The 25,097-nt window shown below is 63.0% G+C and carries 25 protein-coding genes and 2 tRNA genes; 12 read left to right on the top strand and 15 right to left on the bottom strand.

Annotated features, from left to right (window positions below):
* Nucleotides 1-64 precede the first annotated feature (64 nt).
* From ACQ5ID_RS05595 to ACQ5ID_RS05585, 3 genes are read left to right on the top strand one after another with little or no spacing between them, the layout of a single operon-like run.
* Nucleotides 65-1,333 carry an MFS transporter gene (locus ACQ5ID_RS05595; protein ID WP_429911477.1) on the top strand — a complete coding sequence of 423 codons (1,269 nt, stop codon included), beginning with the start codon at nucleotides 65-67 and terminating at the stop codon, nucleotides 1,331-1,333.
* A gap of 27 nt (nucleotides 1,334-1,360) precedes the next feature.
* The gene (gene msrB, locus ACQ5ID_RS05590) at nucleotides 1,361-1,768 is read left to right on the top strand and encodes a peptide-methionine (R)-S-oxide reductase MsrB (RefSeq protein ID WP_429911476.1); all 408 of its coding nucleotides are present in this window, start codon (nucleotides 1,361-1,363) and stop codon (nucleotides 1,766-1,768) included.
* 55 nt (nucleotides 1,769-1,823) lie between these two features.
* Nucleotides 1,824-4,118, top strand: coding sequence for a S9 family peptidase (locus ACQ5ID_RS05585; protein ID WP_429911475.1), 2,295 nt, complete (start codon nucleotides 1,824-1,826; stop codon nucleotides 4,116-4,118).
* Between the two features lie 158 nt (nucleotides 4,119-4,276).
* On the opposite strand, the gene ACQ5ID_RS05580 is transcribed toward ACQ5ID_RS05585, so the two are convergent.
* From ACQ5ID_RS05580 to ACQ5ID_RS05545, 8 genes are all read right to left on the bottom strand, one after another.
* Nucleotides 4,277-5,806 (bottom strand): tetratricopeptide repeat protein, encoded by a 1,530-nt coding sequence (locus ACQ5ID_RS05580; protein ID WP_429911474.1) that lies wholly within the window; start codon nucleotides 5,804-5,806, stop codon nucleotides 4,277-4,279.
* 54 nt (nucleotides 5,807-5,860) lie between these two features.
* Nucleotides 5,861-6,478 (bottom strand): energy transducer TonB, encoded by a 618-nt coding sequence (locus tag ACQ5ID_RS05575; protein ID WP_429911473.1) that lies wholly within the window; start codon nucleotides 6,476-6,478, stop codon nucleotides 5,861-5,863.
* 18 nt (nucleotides 6,479-6,496) lie between these two features.
* Nucleotides 6,497-6,901, bottom strand: a complete 405-nt coding sequence (locus tag ACQ5ID_RS05570) for an ExbD/TolR family protein (protein ID WP_429911472.1) — start codon at nucleotides 6,899-6,901, stop codon at nucleotides 6,497-6,499.
* Nucleotides 6,902-6,916: 15 nt separating this feature from the next.
* Nucleotides 6,917-7,330, bottom strand: a complete 414-nt coding sequence (locus ACQ5ID_RS05565) for an ExbD/TolR family protein (RefSeq protein WP_429911471.1) — start codon at nucleotides 7,328-7,330, stop codon at nucleotides 6,917-6,919.
* A 4-nt stretch (nucleotides 7,331-7,334) separates the two neighbouring features.
* The gene (locus ACQ5ID_RS05560) at nucleotides 7,335-7,856 is read right to left on the bottom strand and encodes a MotA/TolQ/ExbB proton channel family protein (protein WP_371392161.1); all 522 of its coding nucleotides are present in this window, start codon (nucleotides 7,854-7,856) and stop codon (nucleotides 7,335-7,337) included.
* A gap of 14 nt (nucleotides 7,857-7,870) precedes the next feature.
* Complete coding sequence (locus ACQ5ID_RS05555; RefSeq protein WP_429911470.1) at nucleotides 7,871-9,268, bottom strand: MotA/TolQ/ExbB proton channel family protein; 1,398 nt, start codon at nucleotides 9,266-9,268, stop codon at nucleotides 7,871-7,873.
* A 26-nt stretch (nucleotides 9,269-9,294) separates the two neighbouring features.
* Nucleotides 9,295-10,065, bottom strand: a complete 771-nt coding sequence (locus ACQ5ID_RS05550; RefSeq protein ID WP_429911469.1) for a DUF3450 domain-containing protein — start codon at nucleotides 10,063-10,065, stop codon at nucleotides 9,295-9,297.
* A 463-nt stretch (nucleotides 10,066-10,528) separates the two neighbouring features.
* Nucleotides 10,529-10,603, bottom strand: a tRNA-Gln gene (locus tag ACQ5ID_RS05545).
* A 157-nt stretch (nucleotides 10,604-10,760) separates the two neighbouring features.
* Here ACQ5ID_RS05545 and ACQ5ID_RS05540 point away from each other — a divergent pair.
* Both ACQ5ID_RS05540 and sppA read left to right on the top strand, forming a co-directional pair.
* A tRNA-Pro gene (locus ACQ5ID_RS05540) sits at nucleotides 10,761-10,837 on the top strand.
* 139 nt (nucleotides 10,838-10,976) lie between these two features.
* Complete coding sequence (sppA, locus tag ACQ5ID_RS05535; RefSeq protein WP_429911468.1) at nucleotides 10,977-12,773, top strand: signal peptide peptidase SppA; 1,797 nt, start codon at nucleotides 10,977-10,979, stop codon at nucleotides 12,771-12,773.
* A gap of 75 nt (nucleotides 12,774-12,848) precedes the next feature.
* Here sppA and ACQ5ID_RS05530 read toward each other — a convergent pair whose 3' ends face one another.
* Together ACQ5ID_RS05530 and ACQ5ID_RS05525 are read right to left on the bottom strand one after the other, a co-directional pair.
* Nucleotides 12,849-13,934 carry a DUF3667 domain-containing protein gene (locus tag ACQ5ID_RS05530; RefSeq protein WP_429911467.1) on the bottom strand — a complete coding sequence of 362 codons (1,086 nt, stop codon included), beginning with the start codon at nucleotides 13,932-13,934 and terminating at the stop codon, nucleotides 12,849-12,851.
* A gap of 5 nt (nucleotides 13,935-13,939) precedes the next feature.
* Complete coding sequence (locus ACQ5ID_RS05525; RefSeq protein ID WP_429911466.1) at nucleotides 13,940-15,571, bottom strand: peptide ABC transporter substrate-binding protein; 1,632 nt, start codon at nucleotides 15,569-15,571, stop codon at nucleotides 13,940-13,942.
* Between the two features lie 257 nt (nucleotides 15,572-15,828).
* Here ACQ5ID_RS05525 and ACQ5ID_RS05520 point away from each other — a divergent pair, with 257 nt between their 5' ends.
* Nucleotides 15,829-16,443 carry a hypothetical protein gene (locus ACQ5ID_RS05520; protein WP_429911465.1) on the top strand — a complete coding sequence of 205 codons (615 nt, stop codon included), beginning with the start codon at nucleotides 15,829-15,831 and terminating at the stop codon, nucleotides 16,441-16,443.
* On the opposite strand, the gene ACQ5ID_RS05515 is transcribed toward ACQ5ID_RS05520, so the two are convergent.
* The 3 genes from ACQ5ID_RS05515 to ACQ5ID_RS05505 form a co-directional block, all read right to left on the bottom strand.
* Complete coding sequence (locus tag ACQ5ID_RS05515) at nucleotides 16,440-17,345, bottom strand: ABC transporter permease (RefSeq protein ID WP_429911464.1); 906 nt, start codon at nucleotides 17,343-17,345, stop codon at nucleotides 16,440-16,442. The two genes, ACQ5ID_RS05520 and ACQ5ID_RS05515, sit on opposite strands and share 4 nt — an antisense overlap.
* On the bottom strand, nucleotides 17,345-18,277 hold the full coding sequence (locus ACQ5ID_RS05510) for an ABC transporter permease (RefSeq protein WP_429911463.1): 933 nt from the start codon (nucleotides 18,275-18,277) through the stop codon (nucleotides 17,345-17,347). The genes ACQ5ID_RS05515 and ACQ5ID_RS05510 overlap by 1 nt, the downstream gene beginning before the upstream one ends.
* 92 nt (nucleotides 18,278-18,369) lie before the next feature.
* The gene (locus tag ACQ5ID_RS05505; RefSeq protein WP_429911462.1) at nucleotides 18,370-18,546 is read right to left on the bottom strand and encodes a hypothetical protein; all 177 of its coding nucleotides are present in this window, start codon (nucleotides 18,544-18,546) and stop codon (nucleotides 18,370-18,372) included.
* Between the two features lie 151 nt (nucleotides 18,547-18,697).
* On the opposite strand from ACQ5ID_RS05505, the gene ACQ5ID_RS05500 reads away from it, so the two are divergent.
* Nucleotides 18,698-19,642, top strand: coding sequence for a hypothetical protein (locus ACQ5ID_RS05500; protein ID WP_429911461.1), 945 nt, complete (start codon nucleotides 18,698-18,700; stop codon nucleotides 19,640-19,642).
* A complete protein-coding gene (locus tag ACQ5ID_RS05495) occupies nucleotides 19,639-20,565 on the top strand; it encodes an MBL fold metallo-hydrolase (RefSeq protein WP_429911460.1) in 927 nt (308 codons plus the stop codon). The genes ACQ5ID_RS05500 and ACQ5ID_RS05495 overlap by 4 nt, the downstream gene beginning before the upstream one ends.
* Here the strand turns inward: ACQ5ID_RS05495 and ACQ5ID_RS05490 are convergent.
* Nucleotides 20,562-21,374, bottom strand: a complete 813-nt coding sequence (locus ACQ5ID_RS05490; RefSeq protein WP_429911459.1) for a DUF1499 domain-containing protein — start codon at nucleotides 21,372-21,374, stop codon at nucleotides 20,562-20,564. The genes ACQ5ID_RS05495 and ACQ5ID_RS05490 overlap by 4 nt on opposite strands.
* 27 nt (nucleotides 21,375-21,401) lie before the next feature.
* Nucleotides 21,402-22,070: a pyridoxamine 5'-phosphate oxidase gene (pdxH, locus tag ACQ5ID_RS05485; RefSeq protein WP_429911458.1), complete on the bottom strand. Its 669-nt coding sequence runs from the start codon at nucleotides 22,068-22,070 to the stop codon at nucleotides 21,402-21,404.
* A gap of 100 nt (nucleotides 22,071-22,170) precedes the next feature.
* Here pdxH and ACQ5ID_RS05480 point away from each other — a divergent pair, with 100 nt between their 5' ends.
* From ACQ5ID_RS05480 to ACQ5ID_RS05465, 4 genes are all read left to right on the top strand, one after another.
* Nucleotides 22,171-22,740, top strand: coding sequence for a J domain-containing protein (locus tag ACQ5ID_RS05480; protein ID WP_429911457.1), 570 nt, complete (start codon nucleotides 22,171-22,173; stop codon nucleotides 22,738-22,740).
* Nucleotides 22,741-22,804: 64 nt separating this feature from the next.
* Nucleotides 22,805-23,899: a chorismate synthase gene (aroC, locus tag ACQ5ID_RS05475; RefSeq protein ID WP_429911456.1), complete on the top strand. Its 1,095-nt coding sequence runs from the start codon at nucleotides 22,805-22,807 to the stop codon at nucleotides 23,897-23,899.
* Nucleotides 23,900-23,904: 5 nt separating this feature from the next.
* Entirely contained in the window at nucleotides 23,905-24,303 is a 399-nt protein-coding gene (locus ACQ5ID_RS05470) for an NUDIX hydrolase (protein WP_429911455.1), read from the top strand.
* A 32-nt stretch (nucleotides 24,304-24,335) separates the two neighbouring features.
* Complete coding sequence (locus ACQ5ID_RS05465; protein ID WP_429911454.1) at nucleotides 24,336-24,746, top strand: TIGR02301 family protein; 411 nt, start codon at nucleotides 24,336-24,338, stop codon at nucleotides 24,744-24,746.
* Nucleotides 24,747-25,097 lie beyond the last annotated feature (351 nt).

Genomic DNA, 25,097 nt, shown 5'->3' with positions numbered 1-25,097 from the left:
AAGCGCGCTCAATCGGCTTAAGAGGTCAGACACCGCCCGCTCGAAGGACTTTCCTGTACCCGCCATGCCTGCACATCGCCCTTCACCCGCGCCCGCGCGCCGGCGGCTGTTCAGGCCCGACCCGTTCTGGGTCTATATGGCGGTAGTGGCGGCCTGGTTTGCCAGTTTCGGCCTGCAGACCACCCTGTTTCCCGGCGTCATCAATTTCACCCTGGCCGAGAGCCCGGCCCGGCTTGGCATTGCCCAGGCCGCCCTCACCGCGCCCATGCTGTTCCTGCTGCCGCTGACCGGCGTTCTGGCCGAACGCGCAGACCGGCGCACGCTATTGCTGGTCTTTCACTGTGTGGCGGGCGTCTCGGCAGGCGTCATGTCCGCCCTGCTGTACGCAGGCATGCTCAGCTATGAGGCGCTGGTGGTCTATGCGCTGGTCGCCGGCTCGGCGGGGGCCTTCGTCATGCCCGCGCGCGATTCCGCCGTAAATGGCGTCACGCGCGTGACCCAGCGCCTTGGCCGGCCCCTGAGCCTGCAGCGCGCCATCGTGTTCGCCTCGCTGGTGCAGTTCGGCGCGCAGATCGCCGGTATGGGGGCAGGGTTTCTGGCCAGCTATACCGGCCCGGCTCCGCTGTTTGGCGTGCAGGCCCTGATCCTTGTGGCGGGCGGGCTGATCGCCCTCTCGATGCCGCGCCTGCCGCGCCCGCGCGAGCATGCAGAGCCGGTACTGACCGCACTTGTAACCGGGCTGCGCACCGTCATCAGCTCGCCGGTGATCTGGCCGATGACGCTGATCATGTTTGCCGTTGGCGCGCTGGTCGTCGGCGGCGGCTTCTTTGTCATCATCCCGGTGCTGGTGCGCGATATCTATCTGGCCGGTTATGACGTGCTGGCCGGGCTGATGGTGATGTTCTGGGTGGGCGCGCTGATGTCCAACATCATTCTGGCGCGCCTGCCGCTTATCGAACGGCCGGGACGCACGCTGATGGTGGTTCAGGCGGCAGCCGCCATCGTCCTTGGCTGTATCGCCCTGCCCTTGCCGCTGCCGGTGCTGTTCGTGACCATCTTCGTCTGGGGTCTGGCGGGCGGCGTTGCCATGTCGCTCTCACGCGCGCTGGTGCAGGAAAACGCCCCCAGGCGCCAGATCGCGCGGGTGATGAGCGTCTATCAGCTCGGCCTGTTTGGCGGCATGCCGGCCGGCGCGGTCATCATGGGCTATGTCGTGGAGTGGATGGGACCGCGCGATGCCGCCCTGATCCCGGCTGGCGGGATTTTGGCCGTGCTCATTGTCATTGTGCTCACCACACCCATCTTGTCTGTCAGGCGCGCCGATCCGGGCTGACCGGCACGCACCCGCCAAGGAGTCATCATGCCGCGCCTGTCTGACGACGCCATAAGCGCCCTGCGCGCGAAGCTTACGCCCGAGCAGGAGCGTATCGCCTTCCATGAAGGCACCGAGCCGCCCGGCTGCTCGCTGCTGAACGCCGAAAAACGCGGCGGCATCTATCACTGCGTGGTGTGCGGCGAGGCGCTGTTTTCCTCAGCCGCCAAATACGAATCCCGTTCCGGCTGGCCGAGTTTTTTCGAGCCTGTCAGCCCGGATGCGGTCGGCACGAAAACCGACTTCAAACTGCTGATGCCGCGCACTGAATTTCACTGCGCCAATTGCGGTGCCCATGGCGGTCATGTCTTCAATGACGGCCCGCCGCCAACCGGCCAGCGCTGGTGTGCAAATGGCGAAGTGCTGGACTTCCGCCCGGACCAGAATGAGAGCTAGAGTGCACGCCGTACCGTAATGCGGTGTGATCTTTTATTCCCGGAGACTGATTTCCATGTCTGCTATTCGTTTACGTGCAAGCCTTCTGGCTGGCGTTGCCGGTTTCGCCCTTGTGGGTCTGGCCGCCTGCGAACCCGCCACGATATCTGACAACTCCAGCGCCGCGAGCCAGTCTGAAATGAACGAGAATGCCCCGCAATCTGCCCTGATCGACCGGGCGCTCGCCTTCACGCCGCCGAGCGTGGAAGCCCGCCCTGAAACCATCGAGCAGCTCGGCCGCACCCGGACCGATAATTACGCCTGGCTGCGCGATGATAACTGGCAGCAGGTGATGCGTGACCCGTCCGTTCTCGATGCCGATATCCGCGCCATGCTGGAGGCGGAGAACGCCTACTACAATGAGGTGATGAGCCCGCTTGCCGAGCTGGAAGAGACCATCTTCCAGGAAATGCGCGGGCGCATAAAGGAAGATGACAGCTCTGTGCCGACCCGCGATGGCGAATGGTTCTACTATTCGCGCTATCGCGAAGGCGGCCAGTATCCCGTCTTTGCCCGCCGCCCCGCCGATGAAAATGGCGAGATCTCCGGTGAGGAGCAGGTCATCCTGGATGGCGACGCCGAAGCCGAAGGCGTCGAATACTTCTCGCTGGGCGCGTTCGAGCACAGCCCCGACCAGCGCTATGTCGCCTGGGCGGTCGATACCAATGGCTCGGAATATTACGAGATCCGCATCCGTGATCTGGAAACGGGTGAGGATATCGCCACCCTGACCGATGAGGGCTATGGCTCGCTGGAATGGGCCAATGACTCGCGCACCATTTACTGGGTGTGGCGCGATGAGAGCGCGCGGCCCAAGCGCGTCTACCGCCAGACCATCGATTCTACCGAACGCGAGCTGGTCTATGAAGAGGCCGATGACGGCTTTTTCATCGGCGTCAGCCGCACCGATGGCGATAGCTGGATCAGCATCTATACCGGCGATCACACCACCAGCGAGATCCGCCTTTATGACGCCAATGACCCGGCCGCCGAGGCCCTTCTGGTGTCCGAGCGTGAGCAGGGCGTGGAGTACACGCTGACCGAAACCGGCGATGGCATGTTCATCCGCACCAATCAGGACGGCGCGGTCGACTTCCAGATCATGCGCGCGCCGGTCAGTGATCCGCGCCGCGAAAACTGGCAGCCCTTCATCGAGCACCGCCCCGGCACGTATGTGAACGGGCTGATGGGTTTCGAGAACTGGCTGGTGCGCTCTGAACGCCAAAGTGCCCTGCCGCGCATCATCGTGCGCAATGTGGAGAGCGGTGACGAGTTTGCCATCGCCTTCGAGGAAGAAGCCTATGCGCTGGGCATGAGCGGGGGCTATGAATTTGCCACCGACGAGATGCGCTTCACCTATGAAAGCCCGTCCACACCGCGCCAGACCTGGGACTTCAACATGGCCACGCGTGAGCGGACCCTGCGCAAGGAGCAGGAAATCCCCTCCGGCCACAACCCGGACGACTACACCGTGCGCCGCCTGAACATCACCGCGCGTGACGGGGTGGAGGTGCCGGTGACCATCCTGCACCGGGCCGATACGCCGATTGATGGCTCGGCCCCGCTCCTGCTTTATGGCTATGGCTCTTACGGGATTTCGATCCCGGCCACCTTCTCCATCTCCAATCTGTCGCTGGTGGACCGGGGCATGGTCTACGCCATCGCCCATATCCGCGGCGGCACGGATAACGGCTATCAATGGTATCTGGACGGCAAGCTCGACCAGAAGATTAACACGTTCAACGACTTCGTTGATGCCGGACGGGCGCTGGCCGCAGAAGGCTACACCAGCGAAGGCCGGATCGTGTCCTTTGGCGGCTCGGCCGGCGGCCTGCTGGTTGGCGCGGCGATGAACCAGGCACCAGATCTGTTTGCCGGCGTGATCGGCGCGGTGCCCTTCGTCGATGTGCTCAACACGATCTCCGACCCCACCCTGCCGCTGACCCCGCCGGAGTGGAATGAATGGGGCAATCCGATCACGGATGAGGCGGCCTATGACTATATGCTGTCCTACAGCCCGTATGATCAGGTAAGCGCGCAGGACTATCCCCACCTGCTGGCCACGGCAGGTCTGACCGACCCGCGCGTGACCTACTGGGAACCGGCCAAATGGGTGGCCCGCGTGCGCGAGCTGCGCACCGATAACGGCCTCACCCTGATGCGCACCAATATGGGCGCGGGCCATGGCGGGGCGTCGGGCCGGTTCGACTCCCTTCGCGAACGCGCACAGGACTACGCCTTCGCGCTGATGGTGGCCGGTCTGGCAGACAGCGAAGCGGGTGTGGCGGACAACGAAGAGGCTGCGGAGTAACGGGCAGCTCTTCCAGCATCTTCAGATGCGTCAAGCCGGGCGGCTCTGCTGCCCGGCTTTTTTCTGACTGGAGGCTTGCGAACTGCACGGCCAGCAAACGAAAAAGGCCCCGGAAAACCGGGGCCTTGATCTGTCATCTGACGAAGCGTTGAGCGGGTCTAGCCTGCCGCTGCTTCACGTGCAGCGCGCTCCAGCGCTTCACGACGCTCGGCGGCCTGCTCATCATCCATCCCGACTTCGCGGAACTGTTCGCCATACTGGTTGAAGTAAGCCTGACAGCGTTGCGGGATATCGATCCGTACGCGGCCATCCTCATCCGCCTCACCGATAACGGTGGCGATGCGGCGTTCAGCCTCAACCGTCAGGCGGCACTCGTCGATCTGCACCTGCTCGCGCTGACGCGCGCGGCGGGCCACACCTTCGATCTGGCCGTTGACGAACTGGATCCAGCCATTGGCCTGGTTACGTGAGGAGGCAAAGCGCGCACCTTCACGGAACGCGGCCAGCGCGCCCTGATTGTCATTGAGGTTGAAACGCGCCGTCCCCAGCAGCACCCAGGCTTCGCCCGGCTGGCGCAGGCCACCCCGGTTCAACGCGGTCTGGAATGCCCGGGCAGCGGGTTCCCACTGGTTGAGCTGATAATATGCCTCGGCGAGCACCAGTGCGGTCTGACCATCCTGACGCATTTCAGACAGCTGGCGCAGCACCGGCAGGGCACGTTCAAACTCGGCCGCCTGCCGCCACATATTGGCGAGCAGCTCGACATTACGAACATTGCGCTCGATACGCCCCGCATTCAGCTCGCGCTCGAGAATGACCGCGCCGCGATAGGGATTGTCGTAGTAGCTGTAGTATTGGGCCAGACGCAGCAATTCCTCGCCCTGGGTGAACAGCCCGTTGAGATACATCAGCTTGTTGGCTTCAAAAGCCTGGTCTTCCTGGTCGGTGCGGGCGAGGAGGCTGACCAGATTCTGCCAGGCCGTGCGTTCCTGCGGGAAGCGGTTTACCTGCTCACGCACGACGCGAAGCTCATCTGCCGGACGGTTCAGCTGCTGGTAATAGACCAGCATGATCGGATACTCGTTCAGCGTCTTGTTGGGCGTCGCCTGATACCATTGCTCGGCATAGCGCAAGCCGTCATTGTAACGTTCAGCCTGCGCATAGGCGATGGCGAGAAGACGGGCGAGGCCGGTATTGATGGTGGCTCCGCCGGCGATGGCCGCCTCCAGCTCGCGAATACCGGCATCAATCTGATCTATACTGATCAGAATCTGACCGAGATTGATCCGCAGATCGCGAATCTCTTGCGCGTTGAGGCCACCTGTATTGATGGCGGCCCGGAAGTCCGAAATCGTCTGGTTCATGTTGTCGACCATGAAGTGCAGACGGCCGCGCTGCGAATACATCACGCCGGCTTCATAGGCGCTGGGATCCATGCCGAGGGCACGGGTGTAGATCTGGATAGCTGCCTGGTAGTTATCCGCCTGGGTCTGCTCCTGCGCATCCAGCACGAGCTGGCCTATGCGTGTCGAGAAGGTCCGGTTCTCGTTACTTTGCTCTTGCTCTTGCTGAGTATTGCGGCGCTGCGCATCGGCGGCGCCAATCGCGGTCAGACCGATGCTTCCGGCAACCAGCACGGCCGCAAGGACACGCCCAATTCCGGTCATGCTCTGGCTCTCGCGGTTCATCTTGTCACTCCTGTAGAACACCTTGCGGATGGCGTGCTGACGCGTGCGTCCGTGTTACTGGCTCAGATTATAGTCGAACTGCGTCTGCACACCGCGCCGCCACTGCGGCACGCCGTCCTGCACGCGGGGCTCGTAGCGCCAGCGTTCAACCGCGCGGATCGTTTCCCGCTCGAAGACCGAGTTCGTGCAGCTCAGAATCCGCACATTGGTCGGGTTGCCGTCCGGCGTCACGTCAAACTCCACGGAGCAGCGCCCTTCAATGCCACGTTCGGCGGCCCGCGGAGGGTAGTTCGGCGGGATGCGTACCAGTGGCTGGGCATCACGATCGGACACGTCAAAGCTGATATCGCCACCCGCCAGCTGCGGCCGGTCAAAGTCCGGGAGACCGCCCACAATGGTGGACATGCTCTCGCTGGGCTGGTCAGCACGCGCTCGCTCGATTGCCGGAGGCGGCGGCGGAGGTGTTACGTCCTCCACCTGGTCAATCCGGGTGTCGCGTGTACGCGCCTGGATTTCCTCCGGGGCATCGGCAATCGTAATCCTGACCTCATCGCCCGCGTCTTCAGGCGGTGCGGTATCGTCAAAGATGAGGATCTGCATCAGCGTGAAGAGGAGGAAGGTGACGATTGCCGCGAGCGGCGCACCTACAAAAAGACGGACAAGACTGGCCATCGTTATATTCCTTCCTGCCTAGCGCGGACGCGTCGAAATGGTGACCGTGACGCCCAGTTGCTGAAGCACTTCCTGGACATCAAGTACGGTACCCACCGGCGCATCAGCGTCGCCCTGGATCATCGCTTCCGCACGGGGGTTTTCCTGCAGAAGCTGCTCCAGCACGTTTCTGAGCTGGTTCATCTGATAGACCTGACGGTTCACCCAGATCTCGTCATCGGAGGTTACCGCAACGAGGATGGTGGGACGAACCCGCTCTTCGGTCTGGGTCAGCGGACGGGTAACATCCACACCCGGTTCTTTAACAAACACGGCCGTCACGATGAAGAAGATCAGGAGGATGAACACGACATCCAGCATCGGCGTCATGTTCAGTTCGGTATCTTCGTCTTCGGTTGTGACCCGGCTCTGTCGGCGCGCCATACTGAATACTCCTCGCTACGACTGACCGCCGGGACGGTCGCGATTGATCGACACAGGAATGCCGTTCGCCATCATCTCATCCCAGATCTGCACCGTGATCCCGTGATGCGCCTCGTCATTGGGCTGGATCAGCACCGCAGAGTTGGGCGCTTCAGCCCGCAGCCGCGATACCGCCGCCATGACACGGTCGACCGATGTCGGATCCTGGTTCACGAACACACGGTTCTGATCGGTTACCTGGACCAGAATAACAGGATTGGCGTCCTGCGGCGGCGTTTCAGACGGGGGCGGAGGGCGCATGTCGATGCCCTCTTCCTGGAGGAAGGTCGCCGTCACGATGAAGAAGATCAGCAGGATGAACACGATATCCAGCATCGGCGTCATGTTGACGTCGGCGGAATCGTTCGGCTTGTTCTTGCGTCTGCGCATGGGATTACCCCACTTCCAGTTCGTCGGCCAGTTCGTGCACACGGCGCTTGGCCATGCGTTCGATCTGGCTGGAGAAAATAAGTCCCGAAAGCGCAGAGACCATGCCGGCCATCGTCGGGATGGTCGCGCGGGCAACACCCGCTGACATCCCGCGGGCATCCGACGAGCCAGAAATGGCCATCACGTCGAACACTGCCACCATGCCGGTCACCGTACCCAACAGACCGAACAGGGGAGCAAGAGCCACGAGGGTCTTGATAAGCTCCACATTCTGATCGGCCTTCAGCTTGACCTCGGAAATGAGCTGGTCGCGGATGGCATGGGCGTACCAGGAGCTGTGGTCGCTACGCGCGCCCCACTCCCGGACCGCCCGGCCAGCCACTCCCTTGTGGGCCAGCCCGAAATAGGCCAGCCGCTCAAGGATGAACGCCCACATCACAAAGGTCAGAGCCATGATCCATGTCAGGATCGGGCCACCGCGCTCCAGGAATTCCTGCAGGCCGGAAAAGGCACCTTGGAAATCCATGATTGCCGGTCCTTCTAGCCAGCACGCTCTTCAGCGTGACGTGCAATGATACCAGCGGCCTGCTCTTCCAGCGTTTGCTGAGCCCCGCGAGCGAAGCTGGCGGCAAACGAGTGGATGAAGAGCAGCGGGATGGCGGCGATAAGACCCATAACCGTGGTTACGAGGGCCTCGGAGATACCACCCGCCATGATGCGGGGGTCACCGGTGCCGAACAGGGTGATCTGCGTAAAGGTGCGGATCATACCCGTAACCGTACCCAGAAGACCCAGCAGCGGCGCAACAGCGGCAGCGAGCTTCAGGAAGTTCAGGCCGAACTCGAGCTTGGGCGTCTCGCGCAGGATGGCTTCATCCAGCTTGAGCTCGATGGTCTCGATCGGACGATCCTTGACCTCTTCATAGGCCAGCATGATGCGGCCAAGCGGGTTGCCCTTGGACGCCGTGGAACGGCGCTTCTGGCCATTGATCGCCGAGTTCGTGGTGAACAGGCCAAACAGGCGGAACAGACCGAAGGACGCCGAGAAGATCAGCAGGCCGAGAATGATCTGCGCAACGATACCACCCTGGTTGAAGCGTTCGACCGTGTTGGGGACATCCTTGTAGATGTTCAGCAGCTGGCCGCGCGACGGGTCGATCGGGCCGGAGACAATCTCGCCTTCAGAAGCACGGGCAAGATTGCTGGCCGCGTCAAGCAGACGGCTTGGCGGCTGGCGCTCAAGCTGCACGAGACGGTAGCCGGCGGCCGGGTTGGTCTCTTCGGTGCGCCACAGCACGTAGCGCGTGCCACCTTGCGTGATGAAGGCGTTGAACACGCCCACGCGGGTCACAGGAACCGGCTGACCATCATTCACGCCCGAAACGCGGGCATTGAAGGTGACGACGTCGCCCTGAAGCTCCATTTCGGAGATCATGGCCTGCCAGATACGGTCAAGCTCGGTGCGGTCAGGCAGGGTGCGGCTTTGCGACAGCTCGCGTAGCGGCTGGTGACGCCCCGGTGCCTGCGCCGAAGCGATGGAGGCTTCGATGATCGAAGCGAACTCGCCAGATTTCTGACGGGCTGCACCAAACAGCTCACCGAACGCGCCCTGAGCCTGACGCAGCTCGGCATCGAGCTCGCGGATCTGCTCCTGGTTGGCCTCAAAGCGTTCCTGATTGGCCCGCCCGGCAGCCTCCAGCGTGTTCAGCTGGCCGCGCGCCTGGGCAACGAGAGCCGCCTGGCGATCACGGTTGGCACGGAACTCCTGCAAACGGCGCTGGTTTTCCGCCGCTGCATCACGGGCATCGGCCCGGACACGATCAAGAAGTTGCGAAATGGATGTCACCGGCTGGCGCTGGGTTTCCTGCGCCATCGCGGGGCCGGCAAGCAGGCTGGCGCCAAGCGAGACAGCCGCGGCAATTTTAAAAAGCGTTTTCATCGCCTTGTTTCTCCGTCTCTACAGCGCTAGCGGGTAGCCGGGCCCGGAAGGGGCGCGACAAACACGTCAGGCGTGGTCACTTCCTGCGCAATCCGCAGAGCACGCTGGACGTTGTTGGCGTGGGATCCTGACAGCGAACGCCATTCAGGGTTTGACTGGGTCATGATCTCCATCGAGCCGTTCTGGAAGATGCGCACCAGCGCAACACGGCCGAACTGAAGAACGTTCACCTCGTTGGGAACACCGTCGATGACGACCTCTTCGCCATAGGTGCGCAGGCTGCGCCCGTAGGCCGCCTCGATCTCATAGGCGTTCAGGATCACGCGGTATTTCTCTGCCGGCGGCACCGACGCATCGCCAAGCAGCCGCTCGATATTGTCGAGACGGGCGCGGCGAACATCGTTCTGGAAGGGCAGGTCGTTGGTGACGAACTCTTCGATGGCGACATACATTTCCAGAAGCATCGGCGTCAGATCGCGCTCGATCGAGCCGACACGCTCAAGCTGGAACTGAAGGGCCTCAAGCTCGTTGGCCTGCGACCGCAGGAAGACTTCCTGCTGCTCGACATAAACGCGCTGATCCTCGATCTGCTGGCGCAGAGCGAGATACTCGCGCTCCAGATCACCGGCGCGGTCCGCGACGTCATTGATCTGTTGCTGAGCCCGGGCGCCCTCCTGGGTGGACTGACGGGCCACCTGAAGCGCTTGATCGAGCTGGGCATGGGCAGCGCCCGCGACCAGCATGGAACCCAATCCGACGGCAAGTGCCGTACGGAGACGTGATTTCAATTGTGACATGTCTCGCCTCACAGAAGCCGGCCAGCAAACAGGGAACGTTGCTCGTCCGGATACCCTCTAAAAAAATCCGCCAGATCAAAAGCCTTCAATCTGGCACCCCCGATACAGTGTCAGCGCAAACGCCTGCGCCTAGGCCGCACGGGCCCGCGAATCGTCCGCAGGGAATAACCGTATAATCAATTATCCCCTCAAACGCGGCGTTTCCCGCCGTCTTTTTGAATGAGCGGATGCTTTGCATTCCACTCCATATTGCAGACGCTAGCGTCCAATCGGCCTTCGATCAACCGTGCAAGCGCTGCAAAAGCTGCGCCGCTCGCAGTTAACGTTTCCTAGTGCGAAACGGTTTCGAAATTGCGACAGATTATTTTTGCTGCGCCGCAACGCCGTCCTCGTTTGCCGGGGGCTGCAGGATGGCTGCAGGCTCAACATGCCCGGTGAAAATGGCATGGCCATGACGGAAAAATGGCTGGGGTGCCAGGATTCGAACCTGGGAATGGCGGTACCAAAAACCGCTGCCTTACCACTTGGCCACACCCCAGCAGAGCACCCGGAGGTGCTTGCGGACCGGCTAGATAGCCCGCACCGGAACGGGATGCAACGCCCTCCTGCAACTGTCTGACACAATCTTCTGCACAAAAGCCGGTCCAGCGCGATTGCCATGCTGGCAGGGACTGGATATACACCCCGCCTCGGTTCGGAGTATAGCTCAGCCTGGTAGAGCACCGTCTTCGGGAGGCGGGGGTCGCAAGTTCGAATCTTGCTACTCCGACCATTTCAATCCCGCCCCCCTCAACAGACATTGCAGATAATACATCCGCGACGGCCTCGACCCGGCGCAGACTGCTCTATATCGTCACCCTTTGAGGGGCCCAGTATTGCGGCCAGGCCTGCGGACAATCGGGAGGGCGGCGATGCGCCAGTTCTGGATAACTTTTTTCGGGTCGGTTGCCGGCGTGATCGTCGGCGCAGTGCTGACCATGCTGCTGATCGGCTTCATGCTGGCTGCGCTGATTGCCTCTGCCGCACAGCAAGCCAGTGATGGCCGCAGCGCGCGCGCATCAAGCGGCGACCTGGTACTCCAGCTTGATCTGCGCCGCGACCGGCTCGACCAGCCATCGCGTTCGCCCTTTGCCTTCGCCGAACCGCTGTCTGTCGTGGAGATCATCACGACGCTTCAGCGCGCCCAGGCCGACGAACGGGTGCGCGGTGTTTTTGTCCGCGCCAATGAGTACGGCATGTCCCCGGCCCAGGCCGAGGAGGTGCGCAGCGCCCTGGCCCGCTTCTCGCAGAGTGGCCGCTTCGTCATCGCCCACGCCCAGGGCTTCGAAGGCACGGGCATCACCAATTATTTTGCGGTCAGCGGTGCCGAAGAAATCTGGATGCAGGACACCTCGTCATTCTCTGCAGTCGGGCTTGCGGGCGAATCGCTCTTCCTCGGCGGCCTGTTTGACCAGTTCGGCGTTCAGGCCGAGTTCCTGCAGTTCCACGAGTACAAGAACGCGGCCAACACCTTCACCGAGGACGGCTTCACCGAAGCCCATCTGGAAGCGACCAGCTCCTATCTGAACGCCATTCTGGATTCGGCGCTTGCAGCCGCCGCTCAGGATCGCGGCATGGACGCGGCCAGCTTCCGCCAGCGCATCATATCGGGTCCCCACAGCGCCGAAGCCGCCCTGCAGGCCGGTCTGGTGGATCAGCTGGGCCATCCGTCAACGGCGCGCGAAGCGGCGCTGGGACGCGCTGGCACGAATGCGTCGATACAGGATATCGAAACCTATGCCCGCAATCTGGCGGCGGCGCCGGGGGCCACACGCGGCCCCGTCATCGCGCTCGTCAGCGGACAGGGCACCATCATGACAGGGTCCGGCGAAACGGGATTTGGCGGCGGCAGCGCGATTGGCGGCGACGCCATGGCCGACGCCATTGATGCGGCCGCAGATGCGGACGATGTGCGGGCGATCATCGTGCGCGTCGACAGCGGCGGCGGCTCGGCGATTGCTTCCGACCAGATATGGAATGCGGTGGTACGCGCGCGGCAGGCCGGCAAGCCGGTTATCGTCTCCATGGCCTCGCTTGCGGCATCGGGCGGCTATTATCTGGCGGCACCGGCCGACGTCATCATCGCCAACGCCACCACGCTGACAGGCTCTATCGGTGTGGTTTTCGGCAAGCTTGTCGTCGATGACGCGCTGGACCGGGTCGGCATCAATATCGAACCGGTGTCGGTCGGCGGCGAGTTCGCGACCGCCTATTCGGCCCAGACCCCGTTCAGCGAGAGCCAGCTGGCCGCTATCGAGGCGATGGCCTCCGGCATTTATGATGACTTCACCGGCCGGGTTGCCGAAGGGCGTGACCTGCCGATCACCCGGGTGCGAGAGATTGCCCGTGGACGGGTCTGGACAGGCGCACAGGCGCTGGAGCTGGGCCTGGTTGACCGTATTGGCGGCCTGCACGAGGCACTGGAAGCCGCACGCGAGCTGGCCGGCATTGATGCCAACGAGACGGTGCGTCTGCGCAGCTATCCGCGCCAACCGACACCGTTTGAAGCCCTGCAGCAGCTTTTCGGCCTGTCGGCCGAGGGCGCGCAATCGGTCTCGCGCCTGCAGGCCCTGATGGAGCTGCCAGAAGTGCGCGCGGCGCTGGAGGCGCGTGAACGGGCCGGGGTGCGCGGCGTGCAGATGCGCTCTGACGAGACGGTGCCGCGCTAGCAGGCTTTTTAGCCAACCCGGACAAAAAAGCCCGCCGGAATGTCTCCGGCGGGCTTTTTCCTGATGGGCTACGCTTCAATTGGCCAGCGACATGGCCCCGAAAATGACGGCCATCAGCAGGCCCGTCATCAGGAAGAAGAAATACAGCGTGTCCAGTACAAGGGTGCGCACCACCGAGCTGAACCGGCCCCTGCCATAGACCACCCGGTTGATCCGGTAGAGATAGGCGTTGGCATAAATCAGCAGGCCCAACGTCGCCCAGCCCCAGCCGATCACCATCGATGCCAGCACCGTCACGGTCATGGCCAGGAACAGCGCGGCATGGAAATGCAGCGACACGATCAGGTGATCGAAATAGAGAAAGCGCCGCCGCCACAGATACACCAGGGCCAGCAGGGCTGCATAAACCGGCAGCAGAACGAACATGATGCGCGGCACCCACCGGCGGGTCTCGGCCCAGAGGTTCGACGCATTGTCCCGCACGAACCCAAGTCCCGTCGCGTCCAGATTCCCTGTCCGGCCCGCCTGCCGCAAGGCTTCAACGGCCTCTGGTGGCATGCCCGTCGTCGCAGGCGCGCTGCCGTTACGGTCCGGCGCGTCCTGCGAAGGCGCTTGCGGCACACCTCCGCGCAATATGCTCTCCGCCAGTCCGAGACCTTCAACCGCGTCCTGATATTCCTCCTCGCTCATCTCGCCGCGGTCGCGCGCCTGCTCCAGCTGTTCACGGGCGGTATCGATGCCGCCCATGGACGGATCAAAACCGATCCCCTGCCCCAGCGTCAGGGGTAGCAGAACGAAGAAAATCAGGGATGCAAAAACATAAAGACGGAAGGGCGGAATGAACCGGGCGCGGCGGCCATCAAGATAGTCGCGTGATACTCGGCCCGGATACACCATCAACGCCGGCAGGGTTTGCGCCAGCCGGCCGTCCATGACGAACAGAGTCTCGACGCTTTCCTTTACCAGCGTCCAGAAGGGACGCCGCAGGCTGCGGGCGCTCTGCCCGCAGCTGTGGCAAAACTCGCCGGTCAGCTCGGCGCCGCAATTGCGGCAGATACCGTCGCTGCCGCCATCCCCGCGGTCGGCACCGAGCCCGCCCAGCGCGTCGGCCTGGGCGTGCTCGATTGCCGTATCTGCTGCCTCCCCCAGGGTTTCACTCAACGTGGTCAGCCTTCAGCTTGCCCGTCTGCGAGATCGGAGAAGCACATCCAGCGTGTGCGGTGAATGTGGACGATATTGTCCTCCCATCCCGTCACGCGCGGGTTCACCAGCGACTTGTTCACATAGTAAACAATCGGGATGTAGGGCATCTCATTGAGCATGATCTGCTCTGCCTCGGCCAGCAGGCTCCCGCGCTCGTCTGCATCAAGCGTGCGGTTGGCCTGCGCCACCAGCGTGTCATACGTCTCGTTCGACCAGCGTGAATAGTTCATTGGCACGGAATCGGTCTCGGCGAGGAACAGGAAGTTGTAGGCGTCGTTATAGTCACCGATCCAGCCGCCATCGCCGAGCTCGTAATCGGTCGAGCGCAGGTTGGAATAGTGAATCTGCGTCTCGACGACCTGGATATCGACCTGCACCCAGTCAGCAATCAGCTGCCAGTCCTGCTGCACGACAGGCGCGATACGCGGATTATCGCCCGTCGCGCGGAAGGTGTAGGTGAAGCGCAGCGGATTGTCCGGCCCGTAGCCAGCTTCCTCCAGAAGCTCGCGCGCCAGCCGGCGGCGTTCCTCGACCGGCGCATCGAACCAACCGATGCGCGCCGTTCCGGGATAGTTGTCAACGCCGGGTGGAATGAAGGAGTGTGCCGGAATCTGGCCGGCGCGCAGAATGTTCTCGGCAATGAATTCACGATCGATGGCCATGCCCAGCGCATTGCGCACGCGCGGATCGGAGAATTTCTCAAGGGTCGTGTTGAACGAGAAATAGACAAGGCCGAGATAGGGGTGAACGCGCACATAGTCCGGCACCTGCTGACGCAGGAAGGGCAGGCTCTGACCCGCAAAGTCGATGATCAGGTCCAGCTCGCCATTGCGCACACGGCGCTCGGCCGCCGCGTTATCGACCGTGGGATAGTAATATACCTCGTCGATGCAGACATTCTCATTGTCCCAGAAGCGCTCATTGCGAGTGAGGTGAATGTAGTTGTTCGCGCGCCAGGCCACGAGCCGGTAGGCGCCATTGGTCTGGATATTCTGCGGCTGCACCCACGCATCACCATACCGTTCGACGACATGACGGGGCACCGGGAAGGTCGTGTAATGCGTCAGCAGGCCACGCAGATACGGCGCAGGAAACTCCAGCTCGATAACCAGCGTCCGGTCATCTATCGCACGCACGCCAACCTCGGACGGGTCCAGCTCGCCGGTATTGACCCCGCGCGCATTGCGGATCGGGTAAAGGAGCGACGCATATTGAGCCAGCGTGGCCGGATCGAGAATGCGCTGGAAGGCAAACTCGAAATCGTGCGCAGTGACCGGCTCGCCGTCACTCCACTCCGTTTCGCGCAAGGTAAAGGTCCAGCTCAGCCCGTCCTCGGCAACTTCATAGCTTTCGGTCAGCCCGAAAATGGGTTCACCCGCAGCATTCTCGGTGAACAGGCCGATGAACATGTCACCGATAATGTTGTTCTCCCAGGTGCCGGACGACTTATGGGGATCAAGCGACAAGGGTTCGGCCATGTTGCCCCGGTGAAGCACTACCGAGTCGCCGTCCACATTGCTGCGGCCACACGCATTGAGCGCAAGAGCGGCGGCACCGGCCAGCGCCAAGGCGCCCGCCTGTCTGAAAATCCCCATGAATTATCTCCCTTGTTGCTGACAGCGCGGCGCGTTTCCCCTCGCAGCCACGCGAACATCCGGTTTCCCGGCTGAACCAGATCATATCCCTTGCTGATTGGCGAGACTATGGCAACCGCAATCGGTTCGCTGCCAACCGGCAGCAGAACGTCTTGATCCAGACCACCAATATCCCGTCTGAGATGTTACCGTTGCATTGACAGGCGCGGGTACAAGGCACTCATATCGCGGTTCGCTCTGTCTGGAGGAAACCCGCCATGTTCGACACTCGTGTGCGCAGCCTGCCACGCCTTGCCCTAGCTGTCAGCGCGTTGGCGCTCGCAGGCGCTGCTGGCGCATCTGCACAGGAGCAGCAAAGCTCTGCACTGGTAGACGAGCTTCTGGCCTGCCGCGCCATAGCCTCCGACACTGACCGTCTGGCTTGCATGGATCGCACGTCAGCAGCGCTCGACACTGCAATGGGTGCCGGGGAGCTGACCGTTCTTGAGCGCGCCCGTGCAGCAGCGGCAGAACGCAGCACGTTCGGAACCGCCGTGGCCGGTGCCGGCCGCATGTTCGGCTCGCTATTTGCCGGCAGCGGTGCCTTGCCGGCGGAGCAGGCATATGAAGACGGTGCGGTGGCGGTTCGTACCGAGTCCGGCGACATCCAAGCGTTGCTTGGCGTTCCGGTACGCGCGATTCGCGCTGACCACCAAGGCAGGGCCGTAGTTACACTCGCTGACGGACAGGTCTGGCGTCAGACCGATGCGCGCCGGATCCCCATTCCGCGCAATGTCGAAGGGCTGACCGTCGAGATTGAGCGCGGTGCCATGAGTTCGCACTTCATGCGGCTCAGCACGCACCCGGTGCGCTTCCGGGCTGCGCGCGACTAACGATCCTTCGGATCGATAGCGTCGCGCAGGCCATCCCCGATAAAGTTGAAGCAGAACAGCGTCAGCATCATCGTCAGAGCCGGCACGATCAGCGTCCACGGCGCGACTTCCATGTCGCGCGCACCGTTGGAGATCAGATTGCCCAGCGAGGTCAGCGGCTCCTGCACGCCCAGCCCCAGGAAGCTCAGGAAACTTTCGGCCAGGATCACCGCCGGGATGGTCAGCGTCACATAGACCACCACCGGTCCCAGCACGTTGGGCACGATATGGCGGCGGATAATGGCGAACTGGCTGACACCGGCCGCCCTGGCCGCCTCAACGAACTCCATGCTCTTCAGGGCTATCGTCTGGCCGCGTACGATGCGCGCCATTGTCAGCCATTCCACCGCACCAATAGCTACGAAGATCAGGATGATATTCCGCCCGAAGACGACCATCAGGATGATGACGAAGAAGATGAAGGGCAGCGAGTAGAGCACGTCGACAATGCGCATCATCAGCTGGTCCACACGTCCGCCGATAAAGCCGGCCGTCGCGCCCCAGAGGACGCCGATCACCAGCGACACGGCGGTTGCCACCACGCCCACCATGAGGGACATGCGAAGGCCGACAAGCGTGCGCGCCAGCAGGTCGCGCCCCTGCGCGTCGGTGCCAAACAGGTGAAAGTTTTCCCAGCCCGGCGGGATCTGCACGCGGTCACGATAGATGAAGCTGGAATCGTGAACCCACAAAAGCGGGCCAATGAAGGCCAGAAATGTGAGAATCCCCAGCAGCACCAGGCTCACCACTGCCGCCTTGTTGCGCAATAGCCGCGCGCGCGCATCGTCCCATAGGGACCGGCCGCGCACGGCGGCGCGTTCCATCATCTCGGTCTTTTCTGACGGTGTCGCGGTGAAACTCATCAGTCGTACTTCACTTTCGGGTTAAGCGCCGCATAGAGCAGATCCGCGATCAGGTTCAGCACGATAATCAGGCTGGCGTAGAGAATGACCACACCCATCACGACCGTGTAGTCGCGCTGCAGGGCGGCCTGAACGAACTGGCGGCCAATGCCGGGCAGCTGGAAGACCTGCTCGATGACAATTGAGCCGGTCAGCAGCGCGGCGGCAGCCGGGCCAAGATAGCTGACCAGCGGCAGGACCGCACTGCGCAGGGCGTGGCGCACGACCACGCTGGCAGCAGGCAGTCCCTTGGCCTTGGCGGTGCGGACATAGTTGGAGCGCAGAACCTCGATCATGGAAGCGCGCATCAGGCGCGAGATGATGGCGATCTGCGGCAGGGCGAGCGTCACCACCGGCAGCACCAGCCGGTCAAACGTCATGCCGTAGCGTGGATCGAGGCCGCCGGTTGGCAGCAATCCCCAGTGCAGGCCGACGAGGAGGGCCAGTATCGGCCCCATCACAAAGGGCGGGATAACAATACCGATCGTTGATATGCCAACCACGGTGTAATCAGCCGCGCTGTTCTGCCTCAGCGCGGCTATGGAGCCCATTATCGTGCCCACGAACACGGCAAGCGATATGGATAGCGCGCCGATGACGGCAGAGACTGGAAAGCCTTCGGCAATGATGTCGGCGACCGACTTGTCCCGGAATTTCAGGGACGGGCCGAGGTCAAACCGGGCGATCCCGGCCATATAGTCGACATACTGCTTCCAGACAGGCTGATCCATGCCATAGGCCGCCAACACGTTCTGGCGGATTTCCTCTGGCATAGGACGCTCAAGGTCGAACGGCCCGCCAGGCGCGGCGCGCATCATGAAGAATGCAACGGTGATAATCACCAGTATCGTCGGGATGGCGACGAGCAGGCGCCGGGCGAGGTAACTGAGCATGAAGCCTTGCGCTGTGACTAATCGGAGCCGCGAAGTCTTGGCCGGTTAGTGCCTGCCGATCAAGGCATGCCCGCAGTCATATCTGCGGTCGATTACAGGACAGACCGGTCCAGCGAAATACGGGCACCAGTGTCCGCGCCGGCAGCTGCGCCATCGCCGGACGACGCCAGATTACCCCCCAGCTTCATCGCCGCCACCGCCAGCATTGCCATCAAAACAACACGAATGCGCGCCGATATACCCAGCCAGAGCTTTTTTCCCGGACCCATCACCTGTACCAGCCTGTTCCAGTCTGCCAATCCGTTGCAGAGCGCAGCAAAAACCGCGCCGCACCGGCTATTGTGCAAAGCATACTGGGTGCGTTGCCAAGCCTCACCGACGCGCTAGAGTGCGCCGGAATCTGTCCAGGAGCCCTGCCTGATGGCCTCTTCTGCCTGGTGGAATGATTTCCGCTACGCCAAAGGCACAATGCATGTGAAGAAAACCGGCGCAGCGGTTCGCGTCGAACCGGGTACGGTGCGCGATTTTCTCAACTGGTGCGTGTTTCACGGCTGGGTGGAGTGTGCCCGCCATACCGTGAGCTGCGATGGTCCGCGCATCTGGTTCACGCCGGACCGGGTACGGCCCTGGTATCTGATCTGGCCGGTGATGGCGTTAAGCCATGCGCGGTTCGCGCGAAGCGCCGCTGACGCCGACATCATCTTTGTTTTTGACGATTGCACCTGGGTGGCGGAGCGGCCGCTCCCCGCCCATATTCCCGCTATCAATGCAGGCTGCGCCGATATCTCGAAAACGCATGTGGCAAGGGTGTTCGAGCAGGTTACCGGCCGCGCCCTGCTCTGTGATCCGGCCAATCCGTTCGGCGCCTATGTTGAGAAGCCCGAAGTGAACGCCGCGCATAATGGCCGGATACTGCGCGAGCCGCAGCCCCCGCGCGAGGGCCATACCTATCAGCGCCTCATCAACAATCTGGACGATGACGGCAATGTGCTGGACCTGCGCTGCTCGGTCATTGGCGGCGAAGTCATCCAGGTCTACCTCAAGCGCCGCCCGGTGGAGCGCCGCTTTGCCAATTTCAACACGCGGGCAACGCTGGCCAATCCGGCCGATGTCTTTACCGCCGCGGAACAGGCGATGATTTCCCGCTTCTGCGCCGCCATGGCCCTTGACTGGGGCGGCATTGACGTCTTGCGTGACCGCGATACGGGCGAATTATGGATTGTGGACGTGAACAAGACCGATATGGGGCCGACCGTTGCACTCGGCCTGAAGGACAAGATTACCGCCGTGCGCAAGCTCGCTGCGCAATTTGACATCTATCTGGACGCGCGCCTTCGCCGCGGGCAATCGGCGATAGCCGCATGACCCGGCAACCGGTCGCCCCTGCGCCCATTCCGTTCGTACGGGATATGGCGTTCGAACCGGGACGGGCCGATCAGGTCTCCCCTGCCATCCGGCGCGTGGTGGCGGGCAATTCGGGTGCCTTCACCTATACCGGCACAGGCACCTATCTGATCGGGCGGGGCAAGGTTGCCGTGATCGATCCCGGACCGGCAGAAGACGCGCATTTTGAGGCGCTGAACCGCGCCCTTGAAGGCGAAACGGTCAGCCATGTCATCGTGACCCACCACCATCTCGACCACTCGGCGCTGGCGCGCCGGTTTGCCGATCATCACGGCGCGAAAATCTATGGCCGGCCAGCCTCTGGCGGACGGCCCATGGACCCGGACGCGCCGGTAATGGAAGAAGGCGCCGATTTCAGCTTCGTGCCTGACCATACGCTTGAAGATGGCGATGCCATTGCCGGTCCGGGCTGGACGCTGGACGTGCTGCACACGCCCGGCCACACGGCCAACCATATCTGCCTTGGCCTGATGGAGGAGAACGCTCTTTTGTGCGGGGATCACATCATGGGCTGGGCGACCTCGGTCGTGCTGCCGCCTGATGGCGATATGGGCGATTATCTCCAGCAGCTGGAGCGCGTGCGCCAGCGCGGCTTTGCGACGCTCTGGCCGAGCCATGGCCCGCCGGTTACCGATCCTGAGCCCTTTATCAGCGCCTATATCGCCCACCGCCATTACCGCGAGGCGCAGATACTCCACGCGCTGGAGGCCGGACCGTCCACGATCACGGCCCTGCTGCCTGCCATGTATGCCGGGCTGGATGAGCGGCTCTACCCGGCGGCGGCCATGTCAGTCTGGTCGCACATGGTGGATCTGCACCGGCGCGGGCGCGTGACGGCAGGGGGCGAACCGGCGCTGGACAGCATTTACGCGCTCAGCCGCTAGTCCTCGCCCAGACGGTCACGCAAGCGGGCCGAGAAGGTGCGCAGACGCGCCGCATTGGCACCCAGATCAGACACGCCGACGCGCGATACGGACCGGGCATCAACCACGGCCCCGCCATCGGTGAGAGCCGTAACGCGCACCACAATATCGTCGCGGAAGCCGTACCAGAATGTCGTCGCGGTCGCCTCGAACATCAGGTCCCGCTCGGATTTTGTGGAGACCGTCCATCCCAGCTCGCGCGCCACCCGCAAGGCGGCCTGATAGGCGGCCAGAGGTTCGGCGGAAACGGCAATCGGCTGGATATCGGGATATGCCTCGGCCTGCACCTCGGGCAGAGGGCGGCCTGAACGCGGATCGGTCTTGGATTCATAATCCACCGAATTGGCGTCCGCCCCGCGCCGCGTGATCAGCGAGGCGGTGAATTGCGGCGGGCTGGCGGTGTCGGTCGTGATGTCGTGAATAGGCGGAATGTCGGCGGCGCGCGCGGCCACGGACGCCGCATACCAAAGCCCCGCCGCCCCGACGGCAATCGCCACCACAGACGCCACCCAGGCACCAACGCCCGCGCGCCTCTCCTTCACGACGATCGCCGTGACGATCAGCAGGACGAGCGCCAGAGCGCCCAGCCCCACAGCGGCAAACAGCAGGTTGGGCCCGATCTCGCGCGTCATTGTGCCAAGACCGAAACGCCAGTCCCATAGGCCGATGCGTGATCCCAGCCCTGCCGCCGCAAACCAGAGCGGCGCGATGATCGCGGCCAGCGCGGCCAGCCAGACGGCGAATGTCCTGATTGTCAGCAAAATGCCCATACTCGTCCCCACCCCTGTTTGAAGGGCCTAAGGATAGAGCCTTGTCTGCGTAAAGGGCGAGTCCAAATCGGCCCTTTTGAATACCAACCGGTCATGCAGGCGGAAGGGCCGGTCGCGCCAGAACTCGATGCGCAAGGGTTTCACCCGGTATCCGCTCCAGAATTCCGGGCGGGGAATTTCGCCAATGCCAAACTTCGCGGCGAATTTCGCGACGCTCTTTTCGAGCGCATGACGGCTTTCCAGCGGGCGCGACTGGGCCGAGGCCCAGGCCCCGATACGGCTGTCGCGCGCGCGGCTGGCGAAATAGGCGTCGGCTTCGGCCTCGCTGACCGGCTCCACCAGCCCCCTCACCCGCACCTGCCGGCGCAGTGATTTCCAGTGGAAGCACAGGGCGGCCTTCGGCGCGCCGGAAAGCTGGTTGCCCTTGGCGCTCTCCAGATTGGTATAGAAGACAAAGCCGCGCGGGTCGGCGTCTTTGAGAAGCACCATGCGCACATCGGGAAGCCCGGCCTCATCGACGGTTGCCAGCGCCACGGCATTGGGATCATTGGGTTCTTTCTCCCGCGCCAGCGTGAGCCATTCGGCAAACAGCACGAAGGGATCATTGCCGTGGGTCAGCGGCGTATCACCCGCCCCGCCCTCGCGCTTGTAGTCAGCCTCGCTGGGGCTGGGTGGAATAAAATCGCGCGACGCCATTGGGCGGCTCCTTAAAGAAAAGGCAGGTATACGCCCAGAAATGCCACGGCGCGCCAATTCGTCAACCTTTCGCCAACCTGCGAGCGGCTAGATTGGCGCGATGAGCAGTGCCAGCGAAGCCATAAATGCCGCATACCGCGTGTTGGGCCTGGAGCCCGGCAGCGATTATGCATCGGTGAAATCCGCCTTCCGGGCGAAGGTGAAGGTGGTCCATCCCGATCATGTGGAACCGACCGCCGATACGCTGTCGCGCCTGCAAATACTGCTGAAGGCGCATGAAATCCTGAAAATGTGCGCCCCGCGCCAGGTCGAGATTGTGATGACGCCGGAAGAAGCCCGCGTGGGCGGGCTGCGTACGGTCGATCTTGATGGCCGCAGCGCGATGATGCGCGTCCTGCCTTTCACCAAGACAGGCGCGGTGGTCGTACCCATCGGCGAACCGGCCTGGCAGGTGCGCATTCTGGTACGTGATCCGATGGCAGACTGCACGGCGGACGAAGGCCCTGCCGAACGCGCCGCCCGCGAGGAAAAGGCCAGAAGGCTCGCTGAAGCCGAGGCCCGCGCGAAGGCCAATGAAAATGCGGGCCTGTTGACCACCTTCTACGAACGCTTCGTCAAGTCCTCTCCCGCTGCCCGCTTTGCCCGCTGGGTGCGCAAGAACGCGGCATAGATGACGCGGGCGCGAACGCGCTCTAGGATACCGCCAAACTCCTGACCCTGCGGCGGCTTACCTTATGTCTCACAACAGTTTCGGCCATCTTTTCCGCTTCACCACATGGGGTGAGAGCCACGGGCCAGCCCTTGGCTGCGTGGTGGATGGCTGCCCGCCGGGCATCGCGCTCACCGAGGCGGACATCCAGCCCTTCATGGACAGGCGCAAGCCCGGCCAGTCGCGCCACGTCACCCAGCGCCGCGAGGATGACATCGTACGCATCCTCTCCGGTGTGTTTGAGGACGAGCGCACAGGCGGGCCGGTGACAACCGGCGCGCCGGTCAGCCTGATGATCGAGAACACCGACCAGCGCTCGAAGGATTATGGCGATATCCGTGATAGCTGGCGGCCCGGTCATGCCGACTATGCCTATGACGCCAAGTATGGCGTGCGCGACTATCGCGGCGGCGGCCGCTCCAGTGCGCGCGAGACCGCCGCGCGCGTCGCCGCCGGAGCGATTGCCCGTAAGGTGCTGGGAGACGCCATCACGATACGCGGCGCGCTGGTCCAGATCGGTCCGCGCGCCATTGACCGCTCCCGCTGGGACTGGAACGAGGTTCACCGCAACGATTTCTTCTGCCCGGATGCGCAGACAGCAAAGCTGTGGGAGGCGGACATGGACGCCATCCGCAAGGACGGCTCCTCGCTCGGCGCACTGGTGGAGGTGGTGGCTTCCGGTGTACCCGCAGGCTGGGGTGCGCCGGTCTATGGCAAGCTCGATGCTGATCTTGCCAGCGCGATGATGAGCATCAATGCCGCCAAATCGGTCGAGATAGGCGCAGGACTGGAAGCGGCTTCGCTTCGCGGTGAGGACGCTGCCGACGAGATGTATCTCGATGACAACGGCCAGCCAGCCTTTCGCGCCAACCATAATGGCGGCGTGCTGGGCGGCATCTCCACGGGGCAGGACATTGTTGTGCGCTTTGCCATCAAGCCCACCTCCTCCATCCGCATTGCGCGCCAGAGCCTCAATCGCGATCTGGAACCGGTAGAAGTGGTCACAAAAGGCCGCCACGATCCGTGTGTCGGCATCCGCGCCGTGCCTGTCGGCGAGGCGATGATGGCGCTGGTATTGGCCGATCACATGCTGCGCCACCGCGCGCAGACCGGCCGGTGAAGCCGGTGCAGACCCCCACCCTCGCCGTCGGCGGCGTGGTCTGGCGCGGCGGCGATGTCCTGCTGATCCGCCGCGGCAAGGAACCCTGGATGGGCCACTGGTCCATTCCCGGCGGCAAGGTGGATTTCGGTGAGACGCTGGAAACCGCCCTGGCACGTGAAATCCGCGAGGAGACGGGCGTCGAGGCTGCGCTGAAAGGCTTTGTCGGCGCGTTTGAATCCATCACCGCCCATGGGCATTATGTGATGATCGACTATGCTTGCCACTGGCTCGCGGGCGAGCCGAAGGCCGCCGACGATGCGCTGGACGCGGCCTTCTTCCCCTTCGCCGAGGCGATGGAGAAGGTGAGCTGGGACGAGACGCGCAATGTCATCTCGCTCTCAAAATCACTAATCACGCCTTGAACATGCCGCTTTTACAGACGAATAGACGCTCCATGATCGCGCGCCTCGCCCTTCTCGTCCTGCTCGTGCCGGCCCTGACGGCCTTCGCGCCCAAGCCCGGCTCGCTGGCCAGACAGGCCCCGGCCCATGGCGCGGCGCAGTCAGAATCCACCTATCCGCTGGAGCAGCTGGCCGGTGTGCTCGGCGAGCTGCACGCGCTCGCCTTCCTGTGCGAGGGCTCAGGGGCGCAGCAATGGCGCCGGCGCATGGAAAACCTGCTGGCGCTGGAAGCGCCTGAAGGTAATCCGCGCCGCCAGCGCATGATTACCCGCTTCAATGAAGGCTTCCGCCAGCACCAGCAGCGGCGTACGCGCTGCGGCGCGGAAAGCGAGATGGAGGCCCAGCGCCTCGCGCTTCAGGGCCAGGCGCTGTCGGAGACGCTGCGCCGCAATTACGCGGATTGAGGACCCGGCTCCTTCCTCGCTTTTCACCTGCATTGCCTTGCCCCCTTCGTCATTCCGGAAGGACCGTCAGGGCCTATCCGGAACCCAGAGCTGATTGGCAACTGACTGAGCCTTATGATCTCTGGATCCCGGCTCTGCGCTTCGCTTGGCCGGGAACCCGGTGGATAGTGCGGCGACAAGCTGGCAAGGCTTTCCAATAGCCGACCATACCGGGTCCCCGGCCTCCGCCTGTCCCCGTGAAAACGGGGAAGCCGGGGTCCATATTTTCAGCCACCACGCTTCTCTGTGCCCGCACCCTTCCTGCGTTTTCCCGGCGCAAGCCGGTGCCCAGTCTTGTTTTCTGGATCCCGG

Source organism: Glycocaulis sp. (assembly GCF_050485565.1).
Classification (GTDB): Bacteria; Pseudomonadota; Alphaproteobacteria; order Caulobacterales; family Maricaulaceae; genus Glycocaulis.
The sequence above is the reverse complement of the archived record's forward strand: the minus strand, read 5'-3'. Positions and strand labels throughout refer to the sequence as shown.

Excerpts from the sequence above, each read along its gene's own strand:
- ACQ5ID_RS05490 (WP_429911459.1), bottom strand. The coding sequence starts at position 21,374 with ATGGGCATTTTGCTGACAATCAGGACATTCGCCGTCTGGCTGGCCGCG.
- ACQ5ID_RS05515 (WP_429911464.1), bottom strand. The coding sequence starts at position 17,345 with ATGAGTTTCACCGCGACACCGTCAGAAAAGACCGAGATGATGGAACGC.
- sppA (WP_429911468.1), top strand. The coding sequence starts at position 10,977 with ATGCGCCAGTTCTGGATAACTTTTTTCGGGTCGGTTGCCGGCGTGATC.
- ACQ5ID_RS05565 (WP_429911471.1), bottom strand. The coding sequence starts at position 7,330 with ATGCGCAGACGCAAGAACAAGCCGAACGATTCCGCCGACGTCAACATG.
- ACQ5ID_RS05555 (WP_429911470.1), bottom strand. The coding sequence starts at position 9,268 with ATGAAAACGCTTTTTAAAATTGCCGCGGCTGTCTCGCTTGGCGCCAGC.
- ACQ5ID_RS05575 (WP_429911473.1), bottom strand. The coding sequence starts at position 6,478 with ATGGCCAGTCTTGTCCGTCTTTTTGTAGGTGCGCCGCTCGCGGCAATC.
- aroC (WP_429911456.1), top strand. The coding sequence starts at position 22,805 with ATGTCTCACAACAGTTTCGGCCATCTTTTCCGCTTCACCACATGGGGT.
- ACQ5ID_RS05480 (WP_429911457.1), top strand. The coding sequence starts at position 22,171 with ATGAGCAGTGCCAGCGAAGCCATAAATGCCGCATACCGCGTGTTGGGC.
- ACQ5ID_RS05500 (WP_429911461.1), top strand. The coding sequence starts at position 18,698 with ATGGCCTCTTCTGCCTGGTGGAATGATTTCCGCTACGCCAAAGGCACA.
- ACQ5ID_RS05520 (WP_429911465.1), top strand. The coding sequence starts at position 15,829 with ATGTTCGACACTCGTGTGCGCAGCCTGCCACGCCTTGCCCTAGCTGTC.
- ACQ5ID_RS05465 (WP_429911454.1), top strand. The coding sequence starts at position 24,336 with ATGATCGCGCGCCTCGCCCTTCTCGTCCTGCTCGTGCCGGCCCTGACG.
- pdxH (WP_429911458.1), bottom strand. The coding sequence starts at position 22,070 with ATGGCGTCGCGCGATTTTATTCCACCCAGCCCCAGCGAGGCTGACTAC.
- msrB (WP_429911476.1), top strand. The coding sequence starts at position 1,361 with ATGCCGCGCCTGTCTGACGACGCCATAAGCGCCCTGCGCGCGAAGCTT.
- ACQ5ID_RS05495 (WP_429911460.1), top strand. The coding sequence starts at position 19,639 with ATGACCCGGCAACCGGTCGCCCCTGCGCCCATTCCGTTCGTACGGGAT.
- ACQ5ID_RS05505 (WP_429911462.1), bottom strand. The coding sequence starts at position 18,546 with ATGGGTCCGGGAAAAAAGCTCTGGCTGGGTATATCGGCGCGCATTCGT.
- ACQ5ID_RS05560 (WP_371392161.1), bottom strand. The coding sequence starts at position 7,856 with ATGGATTTCCAAGGTGCCTTTTCCGGCCTGCAGGAATTCCTGGAGCGC.
- ACQ5ID_RS05525 (WP_429911466.1), bottom strand. The coding sequence starts at position 15,571 with ATGGGGATTTTCAGACAGGCGGGCGCCTTGGCGCTGGCCGGTGCCGCC.
- ACQ5ID_RS05550 (WP_429911469.1), bottom strand. The coding sequence starts at position 10,065 with ATGTCACAATTGAAATCACGTCTCCGTACGGCACTTGCCGTCGGATTG.
- ACQ5ID_RS05580 (WP_429911474.1), bottom strand. The coding sequence starts at position 5,806 with ATGAACCGCGAGAGCCAGAGCATGACCGGAATTGGGCGTGTCCTTGCG.
- ACQ5ID_RS05585 (WP_429911475.1), top strand. The coding sequence starts at position 1,824 with ATGTCTGCTATTCGTTTACGTGCAAGCCTTCTGGCTGGCGTTGCCGGT.
- ACQ5ID_RS05595 (WP_429911477.1), top strand. The coding sequence starts at position 65 with ATGCCTGCACATCGCCCTTCACCCGCGCCCGCGCGCCGGCGGCTGTTC.
- ACQ5ID_RS05510 (WP_429911463.1), bottom strand. The coding sequence starts at position 18,277 with ATGCTCAGTTACCTCGCCCGGCGCCTGCTCGTCGCCATCCCGACGATA.
- ACQ5ID_RS05570 (WP_429911472.1), bottom strand. The coding sequence starts at position 6,901 with ATGGCGCGCCGACAGAGCCGGGTCACAACCGAAGACGAAGATACCGAA.